The 19,808-nt window shown below is 66.6% G+C and carries 21 protein-coding genes and 1 tRNA gene; 10 read left to right on the top strand and 12 right to left on the bottom strand.

Going from position 1 to position 19,808, the window contains the following annotated elements:
• Positions 1–12: 12 nt before the first annotated feature.
• The 7 genes from TZ53_RS16600 to TZ53_RS16570 form a co-directional block, all read right to left on the bottom strand.
• Positions 13–387 carry a hypothetical protein gene (locus tag TZ53_RS16600; protein WP_044662000.1) on the bottom strand — a complete coding sequence of 125 codons (375 nt, stop codon included), beginning with the start codon at positions 385–387 and terminating at the stop codon, positions 13–15.
• An 89-nt stretch (positions 388–476) separates the two neighbouring features.
• Positions 477–1,490, bottom strand: a complete 1,014-nt coding sequence (locus TZ53_RS16595; protein WP_130030007.1) for an ABC transporter substrate-binding protein — start codon at positions 1,488–1,490, stop codon at positions 477–479.
• Entirely contained in the window at positions 1,487–2,809 is a 1,323-nt protein-coding gene (locus tag TZ53_RS16590; protein WP_037483682.1) for an LLM class flavin-dependent oxidoreductase, read from the bottom strand. Before TZ53_RS16590 ends, TZ53_RS16595 begins: the two co-directional genes overlap by 4 nt.
• A gap of 85 nt (positions 2,810–2,894) precedes the next feature.
• Complete coding sequence (locus TZ53_RS16585; protein ID WP_052628222.1) at positions 2,895–5,324, bottom strand: TonB-dependent receptor; 2,430 nt, start codon at positions 5,322–5,324, stop codon at positions 2,895–2,897.
• 268 nt (positions 5,325–5,592) lie between these two features.
• The gene (locus TZ53_RS16580; RefSeq protein ID WP_044661998.1) at positions 5,593–6,900 is read right to left on the bottom strand and encodes an SPOR domain-containing protein; all 1,308 of its coding nucleotides are present in this window, start codon (positions 6,898–6,900) and stop codon (positions 5,593–5,595) included.
• Between the two features lie 14 nt (positions 6,901–6,914).
• Positions 6,915–7,451: a hypothetical protein gene (locus tag TZ53_RS16575; RefSeq protein ID WP_044661997.1), complete on the bottom strand. Its 537-nt coding sequence runs from the start codon at positions 7,449–7,451 to the stop codon at positions 6,915–6,917.
• A 15-nt stretch (positions 7,452–7,466) separates the two neighbouring features.
• Positions 7,467–8,186: a ParA family protein gene (locus tag TZ53_RS16570; protein ID WP_044661996.1), complete on the bottom strand. Its 720-nt coding sequence runs from the start codon at positions 8,184–8,186 to the stop codon at positions 7,467–7,469.
• 166 nt (positions 8,187–8,352) lie between these two features.
• Here TZ53_RS16570 and TZ53_RS16565 point away from each other — a divergent pair, with 166 nt between their 5' ends.
• The 3 genes from TZ53_RS16565 (at position 8,353) to purU (ending at position 11,385) form a co-directional block, all read left to right on the top strand.
• On the top strand, positions 8,353–9,363 hold the full coding sequence (locus TZ53_RS16565; RefSeq protein WP_044661995.1) for an SPOR domain-containing protein: 1,011 nt from the start codon (positions 8,353–8,355) through the stop codon (positions 9,361–9,363).
• Between the two features lie 65 nt (positions 9,364–9,428).
• Positions 9,429–10,457 (top strand): 2-oxoadipate dioxygenase/decarboxylase family protein, encoded by a 1,029-nt coding sequence (locus tag TZ53_RS16560; RefSeq protein ID WP_044661994.1) that lies wholly within the window; start codon positions 9,429–9,431, stop codon positions 10,455–10,457.
• Positions 10,458–10,545: 88 nt separating this feature from the next.
• Positions 10,546–11,385 (top strand): formyltetrahydrofolate deformylase, encoded by an 840-nt coding sequence (gene purU / locus TZ53_RS16555; protein ID WP_371873091.1) that lies wholly within the window; start codon positions 10,546–10,548, stop codon positions 11,383–11,385.
• Between the two features lie 38 nt (positions 11,386–11,423).
• On the opposite strand, the gene TZ53_RS16550 is transcribed toward purU, so the two are convergent.
• Positions 11,424–12,074 (bottom strand): MOSC domain-containing protein, encoded by a 651-nt coding sequence (locus TZ53_RS16550; RefSeq protein ID WP_044661993.1) that lies wholly within the window; start codon positions 12,072–12,074, stop codon positions 11,424–11,426.
• Positions 12,075–12,131: 57 nt separating this feature from the next.
• Positions 12,132–12,350, bottom strand: coding sequence for a DUF2945 domain-containing protein (locus tag TZ53_RS16545; protein ID WP_025551239.1), 219 nt, complete (start codon positions 12,348–12,350; stop codon positions 12,132–12,134).
• 123 nt (positions 12,351–12,473) lie between these two features.
• Here TZ53_RS16545 and TZ53_RS16540 point away from each other — a divergent pair, with 123 nt between their 5' ends.
• The 5 genes from TZ53_RS16540 (at position 12,474) to TZ53_RS16520 (ending at position 16,469) form a co-directional block, all read left to right on the top strand.
• Positions 12,474–13,652: a glycosyltransferase family 4 protein gene (locus TZ53_RS16540; RefSeq protein ID WP_044661992.1), complete on the top strand. Its 1,179-nt coding sequence runs from the start codon at positions 12,474–12,476 to the stop codon at positions 13,650–13,652.
• Positions 13,653–13,680: 28 nt separating this feature from the next.
• The gene (locus TZ53_RS16535) at positions 13,681–14,991 is read left to right on the top strand and encodes a replication-associated recombination protein A (protein ID WP_044661991.1); all 1,311 of its coding nucleotides are present in this window, start codon (positions 13,681–13,683) and stop codon (positions 14,989–14,991) included.
• Positions 14,988–15,848, top strand: coding sequence for a hypothetical protein (locus TZ53_RS16530; RefSeq protein WP_044661990.1), 861 nt, complete (start codon positions 14,988–14,990; stop codon positions 15,846–15,848). The genes TZ53_RS16535 and TZ53_RS16530 overlap by 4 nt, the downstream gene beginning before the upstream one ends.
• Before the next feature lie 31 nt (positions 15,849–15,879).
• Positions 15,880–15,954, top strand: a tRNA-Thr gene (locus TZ53_RS16525).
• A gap of 122 nt (positions 15,955–16,076) precedes the next feature.
• Positions 16,077–16,469, top strand: coding sequence for a YkvA family protein (locus TZ53_RS16520; protein ID WP_025551244.1), 393 nt, complete (start codon positions 16,077–16,079; stop codon positions 16,467–16,469).
• A 516-nt stretch (positions 16,470–16,985) separates the two neighbouring features.
• On the opposite strand, the gene TZ53_RS16515 is transcribed toward TZ53_RS16520, so the two are convergent.
• The gene (locus TZ53_RS16515; RefSeq protein WP_044661989.1) at positions 16,986–17,426 is read right to left on the bottom strand and encodes a cupin domain-containing protein; all 441 of its coding nucleotides are present in this window, start codon (positions 17,424–17,426) and stop codon (positions 16,986–16,988) included.
• Positions 17,427–17,547: 121 nt separating this feature from the next.
• Between TZ53_RS16515 and TZ53_RS16510 the strand changes: the two genes are divergently transcribed.
• Complete coding sequence (locus TZ53_RS16510; RefSeq protein ID WP_025551246.1) at positions 17,548–17,850, top strand: glycine zipper 2TM domain-containing protein; 303 nt, start codon at positions 17,548–17,550, stop codon at positions 17,848–17,850.
• 67 nt (positions 17,851–17,917) lie between these two features.
• On the opposite strand, the gene TZ53_RS16505 is transcribed toward TZ53_RS16510, so the two are convergent.
• Both TZ53_RS16505 and TZ53_RS16500 read right to left on the bottom strand, forming a co-directional pair.
• Positions 17,918–18,196 carry a hypothetical protein gene (locus tag TZ53_RS16505; protein WP_025551248.1) on the bottom strand — a complete coding sequence of 93 codons (279 nt, stop codon included), beginning with the start codon at positions 18,194–18,196 and terminating at the stop codon, positions 17,918–17,920.
• A 140-nt stretch (positions 18,197–18,336) separates the two neighbouring features.
• Positions 18,337–18,744: an EVE domain-containing protein gene (locus TZ53_RS16500; protein ID WP_044661988.1), complete on the bottom strand. Its 408-nt coding sequence runs from the start codon at positions 18,742–18,744 to the stop codon at positions 18,337–18,339.
• 106 nt (positions 18,745–18,850) lie between these two features.
• Here TZ53_RS16500 and TZ53_RS16495 point away from each other — a divergent pair, with 106 nt between their 5' ends.
• Positions 18,851–19,795, top strand: a complete 945-nt coding sequence (locus TZ53_RS16495) for an isopenicillin N synthase family dioxygenase (RefSeq protein WP_044661987.1) — start codon at positions 18,851–18,853, stop codon at positions 19,793–19,795.
• Positions 19,796–19,808 lie beyond the last annotated feature (13 nt).

Raw genomic sequence — 19,808 nt, 5'->3', positions numbered from 1 at the left:
CGCCCGGCGGCGCTACTCCGGCCCTTCCTCCCCGGCGAACCAGTCCATTGCCTCCTTTTCGGTGGCGACCGGCCTGATCAGGCGGTTTTCTCCGATCCTCTTGACCTGCATCGCATGCAGCGCGCTGTGCGAAACCACCGCCGTCTTGCGGATGATCCTGAAGGCTTCGGATTCGACCAGATCGTTGATCGCCTCCACGGTGCCCTGGGGCATGATGTCCTGCTGCCCGACCGTGATGAGGAGGTTGTAGTGCCCCCTCCCCTGCCTGGCGCGCAGCCCGTCAGACAATTCCGTGGTGTAGCGCTGGCCGGTTTCCGCATCCAGAAATTCGAAGAAGGAAACGGAAACCAGCTTGCGCTGATCGTCGAAACCGATCCTGTACTTCATCCTCCACCTCATGACCGATCGTGATTTCGAGGGGGGAACCTAAGCGCAAAGCGATGGCCGCACCACCAGGGATTTTTCAGGGAGGCGGATCACCCTCCGCTGCGCCGGCCTCCCGATCCGTCAACCGCATGGTCGAAGCTGGAATCCAGGCCCGCCGCCCCGTCGCGGTGCGGCGGCGGCAGCTCCGCGGCGAAGATCCGCGCCGTTTCGTGCAGGGCGTCGGCCACCCGGCCGTCCACCGGGGCAGGCGTCCAGTGCCAGCGTTCGGCGCTGTAGGCGGCGATGTCGCGCGGAACGCCGGTTTCCCGCGAAGAGATTTCCGACCATTCGCGCGGATGCCCGTTCGCCCAGAGCTGCGCCCGCGCATAGCGGCGCAGGAAATCCTCCAGCAACGCATGTTTCGCCCGCACCGAAGCGTCGCTGCTCACCTGCACCAGATAGTTGGATGTGCCGTTCCAGGCATAGGTCAGCACCCGCGCATGGTGGCTGCGGACAGCGGTTGCCAGATAGGGAAGCCATATCGCAAGCGCGTCGACCTTGCCCGTGGCGAAGGCGGTCATGGCATCGTTCGGGCTCAGGAAGCTGATCGACACGTCGCTGGTCTTCAGATGGGCCTGTTCCAGCGCCTGGAGCAGCGTGATGTGCCCGACCGACCCCCTGGTCGTGGCGATCGACCTGCCGCGAAGGTCGCGCATGTCCCGCGCCGCCGATTTTTCCGGAACGATGACGGCGACCGCCTTCTGCTCCGGTCCTCCGTCCATGGCCTGGATCGCACGCAATTGCGGGTTGCCGTTATAGGCGAAGAGGAAGGAGGCCACGCCGGCGATCCCCACATCCACCGCATTCGCTGAAATCGCCTCGATCTGCGTCTGGGCGCTCGGGAACTGCGCCCATTCTATCCGGTAGGGCACGTCCTTCAACTCTCCGGCCGCAAGCATCATGCCCCGCGTGCCGCCCCTGTGCGTGCCGACGCGCAGGACTTGACCATCGCCGTCGGCCGGACGATCGCACCCGCCAAGCGGAACGAGCAGGACAGCGACCGCCGCGCCGGCCAGCGTCCGCCAAAGCGCCTTCATCCGGTGGATCGCCCCACTCATTCTCATGCCGCCGCGCCCGAATAGCGGTTCTGCGGTATCGGCAGGTCCAGATTCTCGCGGAAGGTCGCGCCCTCATAGCTGGTCCGCAGCAATCCGCGCCGCTGCAGCACCGGCACGACCTGCTCGACAAAGGCCTTCAGCTGGCCCGGCAGCCCCTCCGTCAGCATGAAGCCGTCGATCGCGCCGTCGTCCAGCCAGCTCTGCATCTGGTCCGCAATCTCTTCGGGCGTGCCGTCCAGGCTGTCGATCGGCCTGCCGAAGCGCAGCGCGGTCTGCCGCAGCGTCAGCCCTTCCTCGACCGCCGCGCTGACGATGCGCGTGACCGCCCCCTGGCTGCTGTTGAGCCATTCCTCCGTCACCGCGGGAAAGGGCGCGTCCAGATCATGCCTGGAAAAATCATAGTCGTTGAACGACTGGCCGAGCGACGACAGGGCATTCTCGATCGAATTATAACGATTGCGCTCCTCCACCAGGCGGTCGAGTTCCTCCCGGGTGGAGGCGACCTGCGCGGAAATCGCCCCGAAGACATAGAGCTTGTCGGGATCGCGCCCGGCCTCCGCGGCGCGGCGGCGCAGATCGCTGCGGAAGGCGATCGACTGTTCCTTGCTGCGCGGCACGCTGAAGATCGCATCGGCATAGCTGGCGGCGAAGTTCCGGCCCTCCTCCGACGTGCCGGCCTGGAAGGTCACGGGATAGCCCTGCGGCGTCCTGTCGAGGTTGAGCGGGCCACGAACGCGGAAGAACTCCCCGGCATGATCCAGGGTGTGGAGCTTGCCGGGTTCGAGGAAGACGCCCGCCTCCTTGTCCCCCACCAGCGCGCCGGGTTCGAAACTGTCCCACAGTCCCCGCACCACGTCGACATATTCCGCGGCCAGGCGATAGCGCTCGTCATGGGCGAAATGCCTGTCCTTGCCGAAATTGGCGGCGGTCCCGGCAAGCCAGGACGTGACCACGTTCCAGCCCGCCCGGCCCCGGCTGATCTTGTCGAGCGATGCCAGTTGGCGGGCCAGGTTGAAGGGTTCGGAATAGGATACCGTGAAAGTGCCGACCAGGCCGATATGGCTGGTGACGGTCGCCAGCGCCGAAAGGATCGTCGCCGGTTCGAACCGGCTCAGATAATGGGGCATGGACCTTTCGTCGATCTGAAGGCTGTCGGCCACGAAGACGAAGTCGAACAGGCCCTTTTCGGCCAGTTGCGCCTGCTCGACATAAAGGTCGATATTGGTGCTGCCATCGATGATGGCTTCGGGATGGCGCCAGCTTTGCCATCCCCGGCCCACGCCATGGAGGACAAGGCCCAGCTTCAACCGGTTGGCAATCGTCATCTGCTGTCTCCTGTCTGGGCAAAGCCGCTTCTGGCGGGGATCGTTGGAAGGGTTCGGGCGGCCCGGCGGGCGGCGGCGGCGCGGTTCACAGCTTCATCCTGAGCGTGGCGCCGTAGAAGCGCGGATCGCCAAGCGTCCCGTTGTAGGAATAGGTCGTGACCTGATCGACCGACGCATTGACGAAATATTGTTTGTCGAAGAGGTTGCGGCCCCACAGCCGCAATTCCCAGCGATTGTCGGCGCTCCGGATTCCGGCATAGGCGCTCGCCAGCCCATAGCCCGGCACGCGGGCGAAGGGATCGGTATTGAGCGATCCGTAGAAACCGGTCCGGTGATTATAGTCGCCGCCCAGGAACAGCGTCGCCTCCGTGCCCAATATCGGCCGTGGGGCGAAGGCATATTCGGCGGCGATGGTATAGACGAATTTCGACACGCCCGCGATCTGGCGCCCGGAAATGTCGCAGATCCCGCCATTGGCCGCCGTGACCCAGAGATAGGGGCATTGGGCGTTGGTGTAGGACCGGTATTTGGCGTCGTTATAGGTGGCGGCGCCCGTCAGCGACAGGCCGTTCCATCTCGCCCGGACATCCATTTCGACGCCCTGGGTCCTGACCTTGCCGGCATTGGTGATGAAATAGCGGGCGATGGGCCCGCTGCCCGTCTGCACGATCACCCCCTGATTGGCCTGATAGCCCTTGTCGTCGGACCGGAAGGCGGCAAGGTTGAAGGTGACGGCGTTGTGGAACAGGTCGGTCTTCAGGCCGATTTCGAAGGAATCCACGATCTCCGGATCGAAAGTCACCGGAGCCGGCCCGTTGGCGAGCTGCACCGGCGTCACCAGGTTGATCCCCGCCGATTTGAAGCCGCGCGAATAACCGGCATAAAGGTTGATGCCGGGGGCCAGCCGATAAAGCGCGTTGACCGTCCCGGACACGCGCCCGCCCTCGGTCGCCGCATCGTATCGCGCCGTGGGAGCGAAGCCGTTCCGGCGGGACGCGATGGCGGTCAGCTGCTCGGGGGACAGGGAGGAGAAGACCGGGTCGGTCAGCGGCACGCCGCCCACGGCCACGGATTCGAAACGGCCCGAGCGCTTCTCATAGGTGTAGCGGATGCCCCCGGTAAGGTCGAGGCGCTCATCCACATGCCATGTCGCATTGGCGAAGGCGGAATAGCTTTTGGTGTGGAAGAGCTGCAGGCCGGTCTGGCTGAAATTGTTCAGCGCTTCCGAAGGGAAGGCGGCGCCCAGCAGATATTTGGCGGCATCCCTGCCATAGGTGTTGAACGGCACCTCGCGGGTGCGCTGCCAGAAATAATAAAGCCCCGCCGTATAGTCGACCGCGCCCCCGCCGGGGGAGGCGATGCGCAGTTCCTGGCTCCATTGCCGCTGGGCGGTGGGCAGATTGGTCTGGATGTTGATCGCCGCGCCGGTGCCGTCGCTGTCGATGGAGGGATTCCAGTCCCAGAACCGCCATGCGGTGATCGAGGTGAGGCTGTGATCCCCCGGCAGCTTCTTCACCAGGGTAAGCGAAGCGCCGCCGGTCTGCATGTTGATCGTGAACGGCGTATCCACATCGATGCGCCGCGCAAAGGCGTCTATGGGCGGCGGGACATAACCGGCGTCGCGCGCCCGGTCGTAATAGCCCCTTGCGGTCGCGACGCTGCCATCCGCGCGCAGCTTCGGCAGGACGCCGCGCCGGGGCATGGCCGAATAGGAATTCTGGTCGTTATAATCGGCGTTCAGCCGGGCGGTGAAGCTCTCGTCCCCATTGCGATAGGCCAGCTCCCCGCGAACGGCCTGGTTATGGTGATCCTGCCAGTCGTCCCTGTAGACGCTGTTATAGACGGTGCCGTTGCGGTCCGCCTTCATGCCCGCGACCCGGACCGCGAAGCCGCTGTCCCCCAATGGCCCGGACGCCGCCAGCTTGATCTGGCCATAGTCGTAATTGCCATAGGAAACCTCCCCCAGCAATTCGGGCTCATAGGATGCGCGCTGGCTGGTGATCTCGATCGCGCCGGCCACCGTGTTCTTGCCGAACAGCGTGCCCTGTGGACCGCGCAGGACATTGACATTGGCCACGTCGAAAGTGTCGAAGACGACCACCGACGGACGCGCATGATAGACGCCGTCCACATAGATGCCGACGCCGGGCTCGGTGCCGCTGTTGGCCGCGCCGCCCGTCGTTCCCAGCCCACGGATCTGGATCGTGATGTTGCGCGGATTGAACCCCAATATCTGAAGGCTCGGCACCTGCCTCTGCATCTGGCGGATGCTGGAATTGCCGGACGCGGCAAGGTCCCGCTCCGTCAGGGCGGTGACGGCGATCGGCACTTCCTGAAGCTTTTCGGCGCGATGGCGCGCGGTGACCGTGATCACCTCCACGCCGGTGTCTCCCGGCCCGGCCTGCGCCGGGGACGGCGCATCGGGCTCCGCGGCCCCGGCGACCCCGCCCGCGCAGAAGGCCATGGCGCTCGCGCCGGCCGCCAGGACCCGCCCGATTTTCGAACTCAACCGCATATATCCCCCAGGCGGCGCTGTCGCGCGCCGCTCCATTCGGCACGACGTCCGGTCGGCCTTCGGGGCGTTGCATTATGAATATAATCTAAGGGAGGCGATTTAGTTCTTCGAATACACCCATTCGAAATGCTGATAGGTGGAGGAGGAGGGCAGATGTCCCGCCCCCGCCTTCTTCCCCATTTCACCGCCCCGCAGGCAGCAGCGAAAAAGGAAGCGGGCGGCTCCCATGGGGGAGCCGCCCGCAAGACGCCTGTAATGCAAGATTTTTTCAGCGGCCGGCAAATTGGCGCCCGCGCGTCGCCAGCGCCCAGCGCTGCGGCGTCGCGTCCGCCACATTCTCCCGCACGAAGCATTGACCGCGCCGCGCCTGTATGGCCCGGCACAGCGCGACCGCCTCCGCCCGCTCGTCGAAGCCGCCGACCGCCAGACGGGCCAGGGTGGCGCCGTTCACCGCGATCTGGCTGGTGACGACCGGCAAATTCGCCAGCATGCTGTTGCGGCGAGCCATGGAGAACCATTTTTCCTTGGCGATGGCCGCATTGTCATAGGCGCCGAGCTGGACCACCCAGTGGCCGCCGCCCTTCCCACTCGCGCGGAAAGCCGCCGGCTGAAGGCGCGGAGCCTGCTGCATGCGCGCAGCCGCCGCGACACGCGCCGGCGCGGCCTGGCGCGGGGCGGCGACGCGGACGGGGGCCGCAATGGCCTGGATCATCGGCGCCGGCGCTTCCGCCATGGCTGGCAGCGGCGCGGGTGCGGGATCGGCGGCGGCAAGCGCGACAGGACCGGCCTCCACGGCCTGCTCGACCGGGGCGGCTTCCGCCATCCGGGCCGGCGACGCCGGCGGCGCCAGGGCAAGAGCCACAGGCTGACCGGCATCGGCGCCGTCGATCGTCACGCCCATCAGCGCAGCGACCCGCTGCTGCGAAAGGCCGGGCGCGGCGTTCTGCGCCCATTGGGTGATGCGCTGGTTGGCGGCAAGCGGATCGAGGTCGAATCCCGCCATCATCCGCGCATCCTTCCACCGGCCCGCCAGCGCATAGGCATAGGCCAGGTTCTGGCGGGTGCGCGCATTGGCCGACGGATCATGGATCATCTCGGACAGGATGCGCACGCCCTCCGGCGCATCGCCCGCCATCGCCATCGCCAGACCATAGTCGGCCGCCGGAACGATGTCGGCATGGCTGGCGAGCAGGTCGCGCGCCGCGCGATCCTTGCCCAGTCCGACCTGCACCAGCGCAAGGGTGATGATCGTCCGGGCGTCGCGATTGCCCAGCGTCATCGCATCGGTCAGCGCCGTTTCCGCCGATGCGAAGCGACCGCCGGCGACATAGGCGCGGCCCAGCAACTGGCGATAGCCCGCATCCTGCGGCGCCGCCTGCACGGCCGCCTCCGCCAGTTCGACCGCGCGGGCCCCGTCGCGATCCGCCAGCGCCTTCTCGACGCCGGCCGCCAGACGGTCCGGCTTCTGCGGCGCGACGGCGGCGGTGGTGCGGAACGCCGCACCGGTGCATCCCACCATGGTCGTGCCGATCAGCATCGACGCGACCGCTGCTTTGGCGAAGGCCTTGCGCTTCATGGCTTTCCCAACCCTCAATTGTCGCCGCGGGCGCGCGGCAGTTGCTGGGCCAGCCGGTCGACTTCCGGCAGGCTGCCAAGATAGGCGTCCAGCGCCTCGGTCACCATCTGCTGCGCGGAGCGGCCGACGATGGCGCTGGCAAGGCGCAGCTTCAGATGGCGGTCGGCATCCAGCCGCAGGGTGAAGGCGGCCTTGCGCCCCTTCGCCACGGCGGAGGCGCGGGCCTTCTTCCCGGCCTTCCCGACCTTTGCCGGCACGGCCGTTTCGGCGATGCGCTCGGCCAGTTCCTCGCGTTCGGTGACGACGGCGGGCACCGGCGCCACGGCGGGAACCGCGGTCATGGGGGTCAGCCCGGCGACGGAGCGGGCCTCGGACGGCGCCGGTTCCGGCTGCGTCACGTCAAATCCCATGTCGTTCCAGCCCAGATCTTCCTGCAGCGCCGTGGCTCCGGCGGTCAGGCCGAAGACGGGACGGCGCATGGCGGGCGATGCGGCGCCCTTGCGCGCCAGCAGGCCGGACGTCAGCGAAGCGAGAGGTTTCGGTTCGACCATGATGCTCCCCTTCCCTTATTGCGTGACCCGGCGGCCGAAGCCGCCGCTTGCCGGACGAACCGTGCCGGCCGTGCCGACGGCATTGTGCGGCACGGAAAAGACGGTGCGGCGGAAATTCTTCTCCAGCCGGTCGGACACATAGGTCCAGAGCTGCGTGACCTCCCCAGCGGATCGGCCATTGGGGTCGACCTCCATCACCGTGCGGCCGTCGATCATCGAGGCCGCGAAATCCGTGCGGTGGTGCAGCGTGACCGGTGCGACCGTGCCGTGCTGCGACAGGGCGACCGCCGCTTCGGATGTGATGCGCGCCTTGGGCGTGGCGGCGTTGACGACGAAGATCAACGGCTTGCCCGCGCGCTCGCACAGGTCCACCGTGGCGCCCACGGCGCGCAGGTCGTGCGGGCTGGGACGGGTCGGAACGACGATCAGCTCGGCCACGGAAATGACGCTCTGGATCGCCATGGTGATGGCGGGCGGCGTGTCGATGACGGCCAGCTTGAAGCCCTGCTGGCGAAGTATCTCAAGATCGGCGGCCAGACGGGCGACCGTGGTCTGGGCGAAGGCGGGATATTCGGCCTCGCGCTCGTTCCACCAGTCGGCCAGCGATCCCTGCGGGTCGATGTCGATCAGCACGACCGGACCGGCGCCCGCCATCTGCGCCTGGACGGCCAGATGCCCCGACAGGGTCGTCTTGCCAGATCCCCCCTTTTGCGATGCCAATGCCAATATGCGCACGCAATTTCCCCCAGAAAATCCAATGGAAGGAAGCAGTGCCACAGGCCCGCCTAAGAATTGGTTAATCCGCGCGGAAGCCTGACGCCCGTTAAAAAGGCGATGTTCTTAATGCTAAGTCGCTATTAACCTTGTGACGGCATAGGATCGGGCAGGAACCCTTGGGAGCATGAGCATGAAGCGTATCTGGGGCGTGCTGGCCGCTGGAGCAATGTTGGGCCTGACGCAGGCCGCATCGGCCGATGTGAAGGCCGGGGTCGATGCCTGGCAACAGGGCGATTATGCCAGGGCGGTGGCGGTGTGGCAGCCGCTGGCGCAGTCCGGCGATCCCGATGCGCAGTTCAACATGGGACAGGCCTATAAGCTGGGCCGCGGCGTGAAGGCCGATCCCGCCCTCGCCATCGACTGGTATCGCAAGGCCGCGAAGCAGGGCCATGCCCGGGCCGAGGACAATCTGGGCCTCCTGATGTTCCAGCAGGGCGACCGCGCCGGCGCCTTTCCCTATCTGCAACGCGCCGCCGAACGGGGTGAGCCGCGTGCGCAATATATCGTCGGCACGGCCCTGTTCAACGGAGACCTGACCGCCAAGAACTGGGTGCGCGCCTATGCGCTGATGACGCGAGCGTCGCAGTCCGGACTGGCGCAGGCGACGGCCAGCCTCCGCCAGATGGACAAATATATTCCGCAGGATCAGCGCAACGACGCCATCGCCATGGCCCGCTCGATCGGCCGGCAGGAGGAAGATCCTCGCCTGCCCGCCCCCGTGGTGCGGGAGGCTCCGGCCCCGGTGCGGACGGCGCAGTTGCCGCCCTCCACCCCCAGGCCCAGGGCGCCTGAACCCACGGCCAAACCCGCGCCCGCAAGGACAGCCGCCGCTAAACCCCCGGAGGCCGGACCCGCCGCCCCGAAGCCCGCCCTCCCCAAGCCGGCCCTCCCCAAGCCGGCCGCCGGCGGCTGGCGCGTGCAGATCGGCGCCTTCAGCGCGGAGGCGCGGGCCCGGACGCTCTGGACCCAGCTCAGCGCCAAGGTCGGCGGCCTGTCCGGCTACCAGCCCTATATATCGACTAGCGGCGGCGTGACCCGGCTTCAGGCCGGTCCCCTGGCGAGCGGCGCGGACGCGACCCGGCTGTGCGGCGCGATCAGGGCGGCCGGCGCGGAGTGCATGCCGAAGAAGATGTAAATCTTGCCAAAGCTTGGAATTTTATTTCAACCATGCGATAATGGGACCTCAGCACGGAGCGTCCCATGTCGATCGAAAATCAATCGGTGATCCATGCGCTGGTGGAGGGGCTTCTTGGCCCGGAAGCAGCCGGCGCAGCGCTGGCGGCGCTCGATCTGGACCGCCGCCTGACGGAACAGGGCGGCCCCCATGTCTCCCGCGCCGCCTTCGCCATGGCGATGAACGTGGCGCTGTTCCACGACCTCCTGCAGCGGGTGCCGAGCGGAGCGGCCTATGTCGCGGACCGGCTGGCGCATGGGGGCAAGGTGCTGTTCGACCATGGCGCGCTGCGCACCATGAGGCTGGCCGAAGGCCCGACCGGACGCTTGCCCCCCGGGGAGGAGGCCTTCACCCGCATATTGCTGCCGCTGGGCTATGAGATGGCGGCGGTCTATCCGCTCGACCGGCTGCGGATGACGGGCCGGGCCTATCGCCATGCCGACCTGCCCGAAGCGATTCCCCAATTCTTCCTGTCGGAACTGCATGCCGACCGCTTCGACCCGGAATTCGCCGAAACGGCGGCGCGGGTGTTCGGCACATCCCGCGATCCGCTGACGGGGGAGGCGCAGGCCGTGCTCGGGAAATTCGCGGACGGCCAGCCCGTCACGCTGGCGGAGGCGGCCGCCGCCCTGCCGGTGATCGTCGCCGCCTTCGACCGGCAGCATCAGCCGCCGAGCGTCGAGGATTATGAACTGCTGCTCTCCCGATCCCATGAGGCGGGCTGGATCGCGACGGAAGGAAACGCCTTCAACCACGCCACCGACCGGGTGGCGGACATCGCCGCGCTGGCGGAACGGCTGAAGGCGGAGGACTGGCCGATCAAGGATCGGCTGGAAATCTCCCGCACCGGGCGGGTGCGGCAAACCGCCCTGCGCGCCGACACGGTGGAACGGCTCTTCGCCGGCAACGAACTGCGCCGGGTTCCGGGCTCCTTCTACGAATTCATCAGCCGGGACATCGATCCCGCAACCGGCAGGCTGGACCTGGCCTTCGACACCGGCAATGCGACCGGCATCTTCGCGATGACCAGCACCCAGGGCGAAGGACGCGCATAACGGGTTGATCGGCGCGCGGGCTTGAGGCAACGGGTTCCCGATTTTTGCGGGGAGATGCGCGTTGACTGATCCGGTTGTCCCATCCTGGGTGCTGACCCTGGCCTGCGCCGACCGCGTCGGCATCGTCGCCGCCGTCAGCCAGTTCCTGGCGGAACGCGGCGGCTTCATCACCGACAGCCAGCAATATGCCGACCGGGAAGCAGGCCGCTTCTTCATGCGCGTCGCGTTCGAGGCGACGGACGGCCGCATGGGCGACACCGGCAGGCTGCGCGGCGAATTCGGCGATGTCGGCGCCCGCTTCGCCATGGACTGGCGGTTGACCGCCGCCGATGAAAAGCCGCGCATGCTGATCGCGGTGTCCAAGGGGTCGCACTGCCTGGCGGACCTGCTGCACCGCTGGCAGACGGGCACGCTGGCGGTCGACATCATGGGCGTGGTGTCCAACCATCCCGACATGCGCCGGATCACCGAATGGCACGGCATTCCCTATCATGAGCTGCCGCCCAATGGCGACAAGGCCGCGCAGGAGGAAGCGCTGCTCGGCCTGTTCGAACGGACACGCTCGGAATATCTGATCCTCGCCCGCTACATGCAGGTGCTCTCGGAGGAACTGGTGGAGAAACTCGCCGGCCGCTGCGTCAACATCCACCACAGCTTCCTTCCCGGATTCAAGGGCGCGCGCCCCTATCACCGCGCGCATGAGCGGGGCGTGAAGCTGATCGGCGCCACGGCGCATTTCGTGACCGCCGATCTCGACGAAGGGCCGATCATCGAACAGGCGGTGGAGCGCGTGGACCATCGCGCCACGGCGGAGGACATGATCCGCATCGGACGCGACATCGAAGCGCAGGTGCTCGCCCGCGCCGTCACATGGCTGGCCGACCGCCGGGTCCTGCAAAATGGCGGCAAAACGGTGGTTTTCCGCTAATCGGGCGCTAATCGGGGCGACCGCGACCCCGCCGGCCTTCAGGCCAGCTTGCGCGCCCTGTCCCGCCACGCCTCGGCCAGCACCGGCATGTCCGCCAGCGCCCTCACGGCGTCCGGCTCGCCCTTGTGCCCTCCCCCGATCAGCAGCCGGAACAGCCGCGCGACCGGCCACTCGGGCCATGGCCGCTCCAGCAATTCCATCTGCGTGCCGGCCTCCGCCTCCCCCTCCCGCAAGACCCGAAAATAGATGCCGCATCGCGCCGTCTTCACGATGGTCGCCATCACGTCGCGCGCGCCGAAACGATGGTCGAGCTTCCAGCAGGGCTGCCGTCCATGGCTCACCTCGACCACCGCGCTGCCCAGCGCAAAGCGGTCGCCAAGGCAGATCTCCTCCTCGGTCATCCCGCGCGACGCGATATTCTCGCCGAAGGCGCCCGGCCCCTCCAGCAAGGGATGACCGGGCTTGCGCTCGCGCCACCAGCCATAATGGTCCTGGGGATAGAGGTGGATGGCCTTGTCCCACCCGCCATGATGCACCTTGTCGGCCACCCCGTCGCCTTCAAGGCCCAGCCAGCCGATCCGCACCGCGCCCGTCACCGGCCTCTTCGCGATCGCGCTATAGTCGCCGTCGCGAAAGGGCACGGGCATCCCGGTCAGCAGCGCGTCGACGGTCATGGAACAAAGGGTCATGCCCTCCCTTGCCATGGAAGCCATGGCCGGGAAAAGGCCGCTCGACAGGAAAAGGACTCAGGCGGGCGACAGCTCCGAACCCAGCTTCAGCACTTCGCACCCGCTGTCGGTGGTCACCAGATAGGCGGGATTGCGGCGGGAACCGTTCCGCCTGATGACGGCGCCCTCGATCCGGCGCTCGACCTGCTGCTCGAACCGCTCGGCCACTCTCCCGCGGCCGACGCCCTGCCCCCAATTCCACTTGACCCTCGCTCCTTTGCGAAAGCTTCCGGTCATCAAGCATTCTCTCCTTCGGGGAACAACCGCGCCGGCCGGCCATCATTGCTGCCGCAAGGCAAAAATCCCGAATGCCGTCCTGGTTCCCTTGGGTTTTGCGCCTGCCTGCGTTAAGGGCGGCGGATGGATGTCACGGGGCTTCGCGTCGCGCTCTTCAGCGGCAATTACAATTATGTGCGCGATGGCGCGAACCAGGCGCTCAACCGCTTCGTCGCCTATCTGCTGCGGCAGGGCGCGGCGGTGCGCGTCTATTCGCCCACCACGGACAGCCCGGCCTTCGATCCGGCGGGCGATCTGGTCAGCGCGCCGTCGGTGCCCGTGCCCGGCCGCCGCGAATATCGGATTCCCTACCGCATGTCGGGCGCCGTCCGCCGCGACCTGAAGGCCTTCCGCCCGAACCTCGTCCATGTGTCCAGCCCCGATCCGCTCGGCCATCGCGCCGTGGCCTGGGCGCGCCGCCACGGGCTGCCGGCGGTCGCCTCCGTCCACACGCGCTTCGAAACCTATCCGCGCTATTACGGCCTCGCCTTTCTGGAGCCGGTGATCGAATCGCTGCTCCGCCGCTTCTACCGCCGCTGCGACGCCATCGTCGCCCCGTCCGAATCGATGGCGCAGCTCCTGCGCGAACAGCGGATGAGCTATGATGTCGGCATCTGGACCCGCGGCATAGACCGGGACATCTTCCATCCCGGCCGCCGCGACATGGCGTGGCGCCGGTCGCTCGGCATCGCGGACGACGAACCGGTGATCGGCTTCATCGGCCGCCTGGTGATGGAAAAGGGCCTCGACGTCTTTTCCGACACGATCGATCATCTGGCGGCGAAGAATGTGCGGCACAAGGTGCTGATCGTCGGCGAGGGGCCGGCCCGGGAATGGTTCGCGAACCGCCTGCCCAACGCCGTCTTCACCGGATTCCAGAAGGGCGCGGACCTCGGCCGCGCCGTCGCGGGCATGGACATGCTGTTCAACCCCAGCGTCACGGAAACCTTCGGCAACGTCACGCTGGAGGCGATGGCCTGCGGCCTGCCCACCGTCGCCGCCCGCGCCACCGGCAGCGAGAGCCTTGTCACCGACGGCGTCACCGGCCGCCTGATCCGCCCCGGCGCGATCACCGCCTTTGCCGACGCGCTGACCGTCTATTGCACCGATCCCGCCACGCGCTCCGCCGCCGGCGCGGCCGCCATGGCGCAGGCGGAACATTATGGCTGGGATCAGGTGAACCAGGCGCTGGTCGACACCTATATCCGCATCATCCGCCAGCGCGAACATGGCGCGCTGGTCCGGTCGAGCCCTGTTCCCTGAACGCAAAAGCCTTCCTATATCACAGGCGATGGCCGATCTTTTCGCCCCCGACGATCTCCCCCCTGTCCCAGCCGAAGCGCCGCTGGCCGACAAGCTGCGCCCCCGCGCGCTGGCGGACGTCGTCGGGCAGGATCATCTGACCGGACCGGATGGCGCGATCGGCCGCATGGTCGCCGCCGGCCGGCTCTCCTCGATCATCCTCTGGGGCCCGCCGGGCACGGGCAAGACCACCATCTCCCGCCTGCTGGCGGATGCCGTCGGCATGCGTTTCGAACCGATCTCCGCCGTCTTCTCCGGCGTGGCCGACCTCAAGAAGGTCTTTGCCGCCGCAAGGGACCATGCCCGGCGGGGCGAGAAGACACTGCTCTTCGTGGACGAGATCCACCGCTTCAACCGCGCGCAGCAGGACAGCTTCCTCCCCTTCGTGGAGGATGGCACCGTCACCCTGGTCGGCGCGACCACCGAAAATCCCAGCTTCGAACTCAACGCCGCGCTCCTCTCCCGCGCGCAGGTGCTGATCCTGCGCCGCCTCGACGCAACCGCCCTCGAACAGTTGCTGGAACGCGCCGAATCGCTGATGGAACGCCCCCTGCCGCTCGATGCAGCCGCCCGCGAAGCCCTGCTCGCCAGCGCAGACGGCGACGGACGCTTCCTGCTGAACCAAGTGGAGACCCTCTATTCCATCGACGTCCCGCAGCCGCTCGATCCGGCGGGCCTTTCCGCCCTGCTCCACCGCCGCGTCGCGGTTTATGACAAGGACCGGGAGGGTCATTACAACCTCATCTCCGCGCTCCACAAAAGCCTGCGCGGTTCCGACCCGCAAGCCGCGCTCTACTATCTCGCCCGCATGCTGACCGCAGGCGAGGAGCCGCTCTACGTGCTGCGCCGCCTCGTCCGCTTCGCCGTGGAGGACATCGGCCTTGCCGACCCGCAGGCGGTCGTCCAGTGCCTCGCCGCCAAGGACAGCTACGACTTTCTCGGCTCCCCCGAAGGCGAACTCGCCATCGTCCAGGCCTGCCTCTATTGCGCCACCGCGCCCAAGTCCAACGCCGCCTACAGCGCCATGAAATCCGCCTGGAGGTCCGCCCGCGAGACCGGCTCGCTCATGCCGCCGCAGAACATCCTGAACGCCCCGACCAAGCTCATGAAGACCATCGGCTATGGCAAGGGCTATCAGTACGACCACGACGCGCAGGACGGCTTTTCCGGCGACAATTACTGGCCCGAGGAAATGCAGCCCCAAAGCTTCTACGCCCCCACCGAACGCGGCTTCGAAGCCCGCATTGCCGAACGCATGGCCTATTGGGACCGCCTGAGGGCCGAACGCCGCCCGAAATGACCCCCCGCTTCGCCCGCTATGCGGTCATCGACTGGTCCGGCGCAAAGGGATCGCGCCACAAGGGCATAGCCGTCGCCCTGTGCGAAGCCGGCGATGCGGCGCCCCGGCTCCAGCATCCGGACGGCGGCGGCCTCTGGTCGCGCCGCGCCGTCGCGGACTGGCTTGTCCGGACCGCGGCCGAAGCCCCGACCCTGTTCGGCTTCGATTTCAGCTTCGCCCCGCCCTATGTCGCGCGCCGAAGCTACCTCCCCGGCGACGACGTGCCCGCCACCGGCCCGGCCTTCTGGGCCTATGTCGACGGCATTTGCGCGGACGAGGATCTGGGCGCCGCCAGCCTGCTCGAACGCACCCACCGGCGGCATTTCTATTTCGGCAAGGCCGACGGCATCAAGGCGGACTATATGCACAACCGCGCCTGCGAGGCGCATTACAACGCGCAAGGCGGCGGCAAGCCCTCCACCGTCTATGACGCCATCGGCGCGGCGCAGGTCGCCAAGGCCAGTTTTTCAGGGATGCGCCTGCTCCACCACGTCCATCCGCACGTCCCCGTCTGGCCCTTCGACCCGCCGCCCAGGATCGGCTCGCTGATCGTGGAAATCTACACCAGCATCGCCGCGCGCGCCGCCGGACGCCCCAAGGGCCGGGCCAAGATGCGCGACCTCCCCGCGCTGAACGACGCGCTATTCGCCGTCGGATCACAACCGCATATGGGCCTTCCCCCCGACGACCATGGCGCCGACGCGATCCTGACCGCCGCCTGGCTCCGCCGCGCGGCCCCCCGCCCCAGCCTGTGGAACCCGGCGCCGCTCGACGAAAAAATCGCCGCAACAGAGGGCTGGACGTTCGGCATCATCTGATAGTAAGGCGCTCCCCGTCCGAAACGGATGGGCCGGCTTAGCACAGCGGTAGTGCAGCGGTTTTGTAAACCGAAGGTCGGGGGTTCGATCCCCTCAGCCGGCACCATGACTTCCAGAACCGTTCATGCCGGGGTGAGGCTGGACGAAGCCGAAGTCCCCTGTCGAAACATTCCGCGCAGCCCGAACCGACAGGTTCTGATTCCACCCCACTTGCCCTATACTCGCCCGATGGCATATCGACGCCTGAAAAACTGGGCCCGCGCGCTGAAGGTCGACATCATGGCCCTGTGGCTCGCCGCCCGCGACAGCCGCACACCCCCGGCCGCAAAGCTCGTCGCCGCCGCCGTCGCCGCCTTCGCGCTCAGCCCGGTCGACCTGATCCCGGACTTCATCCCGATCCTGGGCTATCTGGACGATCTCATCATCCTGCCGCTCGGCATCGCCCTGGCGATCCGCCTCATTCCCGCGCCGCTGATGGCGCAGTTCCGCACCGAAGCGCAACGCCTGTCGGACCGTCCCAAAAGCCGCACGGCAATGGCGGTCATCCTCCTGATCTGGCTGGCATCGGGTCTGGCGCTGTCACTGTACGCCGCCCACTGGATCGCCCATCGCGCCCGCTGATCATGTTTCAGAGCGCGACCTGCGCAATCTGACGCAGCGCGCCCTGGCCCCAAAAACAAAATGGGGGCCGGCATTTCTGCCGGTCCCCACTTCCGTCGCGTCTCTCGATCCGCTTCTCTTTCAAGATGCGATCATCGGACTCGGCGTGCGATAGGTCCGCCTCAAAGGCTTTGCTATCGTGTCGGCTCCGTTTGCCCGGCCGGTCGGCCGTTCTCCCGCAGCCTGTCCTCTTTATTCGATGCCCGACGTTCACTTTCGCGCGTGCACGGCACCGTCTATTGAGAACCATCGGATTTCCGCATTTTCCTTCCGGTCCATGCTTCTTTCCCGACGCTCGAAAATTCCTTCAAGTCGCTGATTTCTCATCGACTTTGGCATCCAGATCGCTCTGTCTCCCGGTCTTTCCGATAAGAGGATGCTCTCACCAAAAGCGAGTCGCTCAAAGCGGAATCTTGCACCCTGAAGACCGCCTCCCGCTAAAGCTGTGGATAAGTGTGGATAATTTTTCCGCATGGTTCAGCCGCCCGGCGACCAGCCTCGCGGCGCCAGCGTGAAGCCGGAAAATTCAAAGCCCGGCACGACCACGCAACTGACCAGCGTCCATCCGCCCATCGGCCGCGCCGCCTGCCAATGATGGGCCGGGACCAGCCCTTGCGGCTGCTGCCCCGCCAGCACGTCCCCGCCCAGCAGCATGTCCCGTGCAGCCCCTCCTTCGTCCGCGATCGACAGGGTGAGCGGCGCCCCGGCATGCCAGAACCAGTGCTCGACGGCGTCGACCCGGTGCCAGTGCGAAGCCTGATGCGCCTCCAGCAGGAAATAGATCGCGGTCCCGCCTGCCCGTTCGCCCGCTCCGGCCGCCGCCCGCCAGCTTTCCCGAAACCATCCCCCCTCCGGATGGGGCGCAAGGTCGAGGAGCCGGATCAAAGCCCCCGCTGCCGCTTCATCGTAACCGTCCATCGCCCTGCCTCAAAATTTATGCCCGGAAAAACAACATGATGCGTCGTTGTCGCAGGTTCATGCAACCTCCATCAATATGCGCGGGTTGAACGATCAAAGCACGTCTTTTGGAGGAGAAAAAATGCGTAAAGCCCTTATGGCCATGGCAGCCGTCTCGCTGGCCATTCCCGCTTCGATGGCGATCCCGACGGACGGCGCCAACGCCCGCCGCCATTATCAATATCGCGAATGGCGCGGGCGCGACGGCCGCATGTACTGCCGCAAGTCCAACGGCACCACCGGCCTGATCGTCGGCGGCGTGGGCGGCGCTCTGGTCGGCCGCGCCATCGACACCCGCGGCGACCGCGCGACCGGCACGATCCTGGGCGCCGCCGGCGGCGCGCTGCTCGGCAAGGAAATCGACAGCAAGCGCCGCTGCCGCTGACAGGCGCGAAAAAGGGCGGCTTCCGATGGGAAGCCGCCCTTTTTCATGTCTTCAAGACATTCAAGGCTTATTCGGCAGCCGCGCCGCGCGCCTCATCGACCTTGAAGGCCACCGACTGACCGCCGGAAACGCCCGACACGCGGCCATTCTTGACCGACAGGTTGAAGGCGACGGCGTCGGGATAGCGACGGCCCGAAATCACCTTGCCGGTCTTGGTGTCCTTGACGTCATACACATAGGTGTAGCCCTCGTGCGTGAACTTCTGCTTGGCAGCGTCTTCGGCATGGGCGGGAGCGTTGGCGGCGCCGGCGGCGAACAGGGCGGAAAGGACAAACTTGGACAGCATTCGCATGGGTAAACTCCTTGTGAATGCCGATCAAACACCTCTGGAATATTCTTTTCTGTTGATGCCGATTTATGGTGCGCCGCGCTAAAACGACAATCGCAAACAAAGGCGAAACGATTGCATTTCCCGCAACCGCTAACTCAACCCGTTGATAAATCAAGAATATGTTTGAATTCCGCCGCCGTCAGCGGGGACACGGAAAGGCGCGATTGGCGTATCATCACCATATTGGCCAGCTTCGGATCGGCCTTCATCGTCTTCAGCGTGACGGGCTTGGCGAACTTTTCCTTCGGCGCCACATGCACGGCCACCCACTTGCCCGTCCCGTCCGTGCTGTCGGGCGCGGCTTCCTCGACGATCTCCATGATGCCGACCGCCTCGACCCCGATATTGCTGTGGTAGAAGATCGAAAGATCGCCCTTGCGCATCGCCTTCATATGGCCTTGCGCGGCATGATTTCGCACCCCGTCCCACTCCGCCTTCCCCTTTGCGGCCAGATCGTCGTAGGAAAAGGCGTCGGGTTCCGATTTCATCAGCCAATAGTTCATGGCTTATCCTTGCATCAGCCGCGAAGGACGATCAAGGATGCGCGCATGGCCCGGCGGCGCCAGGACGGCGCGCCTGGGCGGGTCCAGTTGAATTTCGGAGAATCACGTGTCGCAATCCCTGCTGGGACAAGTGCCTGTCCTGTCCTTGGGCAATATGGAAAGGGCCGACTTCGCCGCCGCCTTCGGCGGCTCCTTCCAGCGCTTCGGCTTCGCCATGGTGAAGGACCATGGCATGGACCCGGCGCTGATCGACACGGGCTGGGCGCTCGCCCGCCGCTTCTTCGCCCTGCCGGAGGAGGCAAAGCGCCGCTACGACGCCCGATATAATGGCGGCCAGCGCGGCTACACCGCCTTCGGCGTGGAAATCGCCAAGGGCGCGAGCGAGAACGACCTCAAGGAATTCTGGCATGTCGGTCGCGACCTGCCCGAAGGCGATCCGCTGGCGCAAAGCATGCCGCCCAATGTCTGGCCGGACGAGCTGCCGGAATTCCATGAGACGTTCACGCGCCTCTATGCCGAATTCGACCGCGTCGGCGCCGAACTGCTGTCCGCCATCGCCCTATATCTGGGGCTGGAGGAACGCTGGTTCGACAAGCCCATCGAAAACGGCAATTCGATCCTGCGCCTGCTCCATTATCCGCCCGTCTCGCCGGAAGCGCCGGGCATCCGCGCCGGCGCGCATGAGGACATCAACCTCATCACCCTGCTGCTGGGCGCCGAGGAAGGCGGGCTGGAACTCAGGGACCGGGACGGCAACTGGCTGCCCGTGGTTCCGCCGCCGGGCGCGCTCGCCATCAATGTGGGCGACATGCTCCAGCGGCTGACCAACCATCGCCTGCCCTCGACCAGCCACCGCGTCGTCAACCCGCCGCCGGAACGGCGCGGCCATTCGCGCTATTCCATGCCCTTCTTCCTGCACCTGCGGCCGGACTTCCTGATCGACGCCCTGCCCCAATGCGTCGATGCGGCGCATCCCCGCCGCGACCCGCCCATAACCGCGCACGACTATCTGACCGAACGGCTGCGGGAAATCGGCCTGATCAAGGGGTAGCGACGGGAATGAC

The organism is Sphingobium sp. YBL2, from assembly GCF_000943805.1.
In the GTDB taxonomy this organism is placed as follows: Bacteria; Pseudomonadota; Alphaproteobacteria; order Sphingomonadales; family Sphingomonadaceae; genus Sphingobium; species Sphingobium fuliginis.
The sequence above is the reverse complement of the archived record's forward strand: the minus strand, read 5'-3'. Positions and strand labels throughout refer to the sequence as shown.